This is a genomic window from Corynebacterium sp. LK2590, assembly GCF_040946105.1.
Classification (GTDB): Bacteria; Actinomycetota; Actinomycetes; order Mycobacteriales; family Mycobacteriaceae; genus Corynebacterium.
The window spans coordinates 1-5,287 of sequence record NZ_JAYWMH010000013.1 but is presented as its reverse complement, the minus strand read 5'-3'; the positions used below and the strand labels follow the sequence as shown (position 1 = coordinate 5,287).

Here is a 5,287-nt window from a genome sequence, read left to right as displayed (position 1 = left end):
TTTTTGTGGAGAGTTTGATCCTGGCTCAGGACGAACGCTGGCGGCGTGCTTAACACATGCAAGTCGAACGGAAAGGCTCCAGCTTGCTGGAGTACTCGAGTGGCGAACGGGTGAGTAACACGTGGGTGATCTGCCCTGCACTTCGGGATAAGCCTGGGAAACTGGGTCTAATACCGGATAGGACCGCACTTTGGTGTGTGTGGTGGAAAGTTTTTTCGGTGTAGGATGAGCCCGCGGCCTATCAGCTTGTTGGTGGGGTAATGGCCTACCAAGGCGGCGACGGGTAGCCGGCCTGAGAGGGTGGACGGCCACATTGGGACTGAGATACGGCCCAGACTCCTACGGGAGGCAGCAGTGGGGAATATTGCACAATGGGCGGAAGCCTGATGCAGCGACGCCGCGTGGGGGATGACGGCCTTCGGGTTGTAAACTCCTTTCGCCAGGGACGAAGCGTTTTTGTGACGGTACCTGGATAAGAAGCACCGGCTAACTACGTGCCAGCAGCCGCGGTAATACGTAGGGTGCGAGCGTTGTCCGGAATTACTGGGCGTAAAGAGCTCGTAGGTGGTTTGTCGCGTCGTCTGTGAAATTCCGGGGCTTAACTCCGGGCGTGCAGGCGATACGGGCAGGCTTGAGTACTGTAGGGGTAACTGGAATTCCTGGTGTAGCGGTGAAATGCGCAGATATCAGGAGGAACACCGATGGCGAAGGCAGGTTACTGGGCAGTTACTGACGCTGAGGAGCGAAAGCATGGGTAGCGAACAGGATTAGATACCCTGGTAGTCCATGCCGTAAACGGTGGGCGCTAGGTGTGAGACCCTTCCACGGGTTTTGTGCCGTAGCTAACGCATTAAGCGCCCCGCCTGGGGAGTACGGCCGCAAGGCTAAAACTCAAAGGAATTGACGGGGGCCCGCACAAGCGGCGGAGCATGTGGATTAATTCGATGCAACGCGAAGAACCTTACCTGGGCTTGACATATTTAGGTTCGCGGCAGAGATGTCGTTTCCCTTTGTGGCCTTTATACAGGTGGTGCATGGTTGTCGTCAGCTCGTGTCGTGAGATGTTGGGTTAAGTCCCGCAACGAGCGCAACCCTTGTCTTATGTTGCCAGCATTTGGTTGGGGACTCATGAGAGACTGCCGGGGTTAACTCGGAGGAAGGTGGGGATGACGTCAAATCATCATGCCCCTTATGTCCAGGGCTTCACACATGCTACAATGGTCGATACAATGCGTTGCGACACTGTGAGGTGGAGCTAATCGCTGAAAGTTGGCCTTAGTTCGGATTGGGGTCTGCAACTCGACCCCATGAAGTCGGAGTCGCTAGTAATCGCAGATCAGCAATGCTGCGGTGAATACGTTCCCGGGCCTTGTACACACCGCCCGTCACGTCATGAAAGTTGGTAACACCCGAAGCCGGTGGCCCAAACTTGTTAGGGAGCCGTCGAAGGTGGGATCGGCGATTGGGACGAAGTCGTAACAAGGTAGCCGTACCGGAAGGTGCGGCTGGATCACCTCCTTTCTAAGGAGTTTTTAGTTTTGCCCACGGTTGTGGGTGTTGGTGGTTTATGTGTCTGTGTATGGCACTGCCACTGTGTTGTAATCGGGTGGACGCACGCCCCCAGTGAATGAGGCTGGGTGCAATCATTGTTTTTTAAACACAAATGCTTACATTCCTTGTTGGTTTGTTGTGTGAGTATGTTGGTGCATTGTTGGGTGTCTGGGGCATTAGTGTTGTCCTGGTGCTAACACACAACTTGCAGTTGGCCACGGTGTGGTTGGTTGTGGTGTGTGTTGGGTGTTGTGTGAGAACTGTATAGTGGACGCGAGCATTTACCACGCGTGGACAGCTTTTGTTGTTTGTGTGTGGTGTGATGTGATTTCTTGTTTTTCTTAATTTTTGTGTGTTCACCCGCCATACAGTGATTGTTTTGGTTGTTGTGTGGTGGTGTGTGTTCGTTGTGTGAAGGGCGCATGGTGGATGCCTTGGTATTGTGTGCCGATGAAGGACGTGTCAGGCTGCGTTAAGCCTCGGGGAGTTGTCAAGTAAGCGTTGATCCGAGGATGTCCGAATGGGGAAACCTGCCACTCGTTGTGGGGTGGTACCTGCCCATGAATTCATAGTGGGTGTGGGGGTTACGCGGGGAAGTGAAACATCTCAGTACCCGTAGGAGAAGAAAATAACGAATGATTCTGCTAGTAGCGGCGAGCGAACGTGGATGAGGCTAAACCGTGTGTGTGTGATACTTGGTAGAGGTTGCGCATGCGGTGTTGTGGGGTTGCAATGTGAAGTGTCTACCAGTGCTTCGTTGTGGTGTGTGTGTTAGCTGAATTGGCTTGGAATGGTCAACCGGAGTAGGTGAGAGTCCTGTAGGTGAAGGTGCACATAGCATGATTGTTGTTGTCCCCGAGTAGCAACGGGCTCGTGGAATCTGTTGTGAATCTGCCGGGACCACCCGGTAAGCCTAAATACGTGCAATAACCGATAGTGTATTTAAGTACCGTGAGGGAATGGTGAAAAGTACCCCGGGAGGGGAGTGAAATAGTTCCTGAAACCATGTGCTTACAATCCGTCAGAGCACCTGAAAGTGTGTGATGGCGTGCCTTTTGAAGAATGAGCCTGCGAGTCAGCGGCATGTCGCGAGGTTAACCCGTGTGGGGTAGCCGTAGGGAAACCGAATCCTAATGGGGTGTTGAGTGGCATGTCCTGGACCCGAAGCGGGGTGATCTACCCATGGCCAGTGTGAAGCAGCTGTAAGAGGTTGTGGAGGCGCGAACCCACGTAGGTTGAAAACTGCGGGGATGAGTTGTGGGTAGGGGTGAAAGGCCAATCAAACTCCGTGATAGCTGGTTCTCCCCGAAATGCATTTAGGTGCAGCGTTACGTAATGAGCCTAGTGGAGGTAGAGCTACTGGTTGGTTGAGCGGGACTACAATCTTAGCAACATCAGCCAAACTCCGAATGCCGCTAGTGTGTGCGTGGCAGTGAGACTGTGGGGGATAAGCTTCATAGTCGAGAGGGAAACAGCCCAGATCGCCGGTTAAGGCCCCTAAGGGTATGCTAAGTGGAAAAGGATGTGGGATCGCGAAGACAGCCAGGAGGTTGGCTTAGAAGCAGCCATCCTTGAAAGAGTGCGTAATAGCTCACTGGTCGAGTGGTTCTGCGCCGACAATGTAGTGGGGCTCAAGCATACCGCCGAAGCCGCGGCAACAATTTTTTGTTGGGTAGGGGAGCGTCGTGCACGTTGTGAAGCAGTATCGTAAGGCGCTGTGGAGTGTGTGCGAGTGAGAATGCAGGCATGAGTAACGAATTGGTAGGTGAGAATCCTACCCGCCGGATGACTAAGGGTTCCTGGGTCAAGTTCGTCTTCCCAGGGTGAGTCGGGACCTAAGGCGAGGCCGACAGGCGTAGTCGATGGATAACCAGTTGATATTCTGGTACCCGTATATCCGCGCCCAATGGTAAAGCAGTGATACTAACCACCCATGCCACTATGTACTTGCCCTTTCGGGGGTTGGTCGTGGTTGGTGTGCGTGGGGCCTGAACTGTGGTCCAAGCGATGGGGTGACACAGGTTGGTAGCCATGCCACTGAGTGGATTGTTGGTGTAAGCGTGCAGACTGTGGTGTAGGTTAAATCCGCACCGCATTAGGTCGAGGCGTGATGCGTAGCCCGTAGGGGTGAAGTTGGTGATCCTGTACTGTCGAGAAAAGCCTCTAGTGAGTGGGTGTACGGCCCGTACCCTAAACCGACACAGGTGGTCAGGTTGAGTATACTAAGGCGTTCGGGTGAACTGTGGTTAAGGAATTCGGCAAAATGCCCCCGTAACTTCGGGAGAAGGGGGGCCACTGCTGGTGCCGCATCCAAGCGGTGTGTGTGCTGGTGGTGGTCGCAGAGAATAGAGGGGTCCGACTGTTTATCAAAAACACAGGTCCATGCGAAGACGTGAAGTTGAGGTATATGGACTGACGCCTGCCCGGTGCTGGAAGGTTAAGAGGACCTGTTAGGCCGTAAGGCCGAAGCGGAGAATTTAAGCCCCAGTAAACGGCGGTGGTAACTATAACCATCCTAAGGTAGCGAAATTCCTTGTCGGGTAAGTTCCGACCTGCACGAATGGCGTAACGAGACCTCTGCTGTCTCAACCACAGGCCCGGTGAAATTGCATTACGAGTAAAGATGCTCGTTACGCGCGGCAGGACGAAAAGACCCCGGGACCTTCACTATAGCTTGGTATTGGTATTTACTATCGTTTGTGTAGGATAGGTGGGAGACGTTGAGACTATCACGCTAGTGGTGGTGGAGTCGTTGGTGAAATACCACTCTGATGGTAGTGGATGCCTGAACCTTGGCCCATGATCTGGGTTGGGGACAGTGCCTGGTGGGTAGTTTAACTGGGGCGGTTGCCTCCCAAAATGTAACGGAGGCGCCCAAAGGTTCCCTCAGCCTGGTTGGCAATCAGGTGGTGAGTGTAAGTGCACAAGGGAGCTTGACTGTGAGAGTGACGGCTCGAGCAGGGACGAAAGTCGGGACTAGTGATCCGGCACCTACTTGTGGATGTGGTGTCGCTCAACGGATAAAAGGTACCCCGGGGATAACAGGCTGATCTTCCCCAAGAGTCCATATCGACGGGATGGTTTGGCACCTCGATGTCGGCTCGTCGCATCCTGGGGCTGGAGTAGGTCCCAAGGGTTGGGCTGTTCGCCCATTAAAGCGGCACGCGAGCTGGGTTCAGAACGTCGTGAGACAGTTCGGTCTCTATCCGCCGCGCGCGTTGAAACTTGAAGAAGGCTGTCCCTAGTACGAGAGGACCGGGACGGACGTACCTCTAGTGTGCCAGTTGTCACGCCAGTGGCAGGGCTGGTTGGCTACGTACGGGAGGGATAACCGCTGAAAGCATCTAAGCGGGAAGCCTGTTTTAAGATGAGGTTTCATTACAAGGCCCCCGGAAGACTACCGGGTTGATAGGCCAGACCTGGACGCATCGTAAGATGTGGAGGCTACTGGTACTAATCGGCCAAACAACCAACACCACACAAACATTGGTTTTGTGTGGAACAAGCAAAAAACAACACAAGACATCGTTCATTTTGTCGTGTTCGCGTCCACTATGCAGTATCTGACACAACACCCGAAAAACCAGGCACCAAGAGTGTCCCGGATGTTTGTCGGTGGTCAATAGCGGCAGGGAAACGCCCGGACCCATTCCGAACCCGGAAGCTAAGCCTGCGTCGCGCCGATGGTACTGCAACCGGGAGGTTGTGGGAGAGTAGGTTACCGCCGACACCAAAC

General features: G+C 53.9%; 3 rRNA genes. All 3 read left to right on the top strand.

Annotated features, from left to right (window positions below):
- Positions 1 to 2 precede the first annotated feature (2 nt).
- Positions 3 to 1,521, top strand: a 16S ribosomal RNA gene (locus VVR85_RS11125).
- 430 nt (positions 1,522 to 1,951) lie between these two features.
- Positions 1,952 to 5,029, top strand: a 23S ribosomal RNA gene (locus VVR85_RS11120).
- Positions 5,030 to 5,162: 133 nt separating this feature from the next.
- Positions 5,163 to 5,281, top strand: a 5S ribosomal RNA gene (gene rrf / locus VVR85_RS11115).
- The 16S, 23S and 5S rRNA genes sit together here, the layout of an rRNA operon.
- Positions 5,282 to 5,287: the final 6 nt, after the last annotated feature.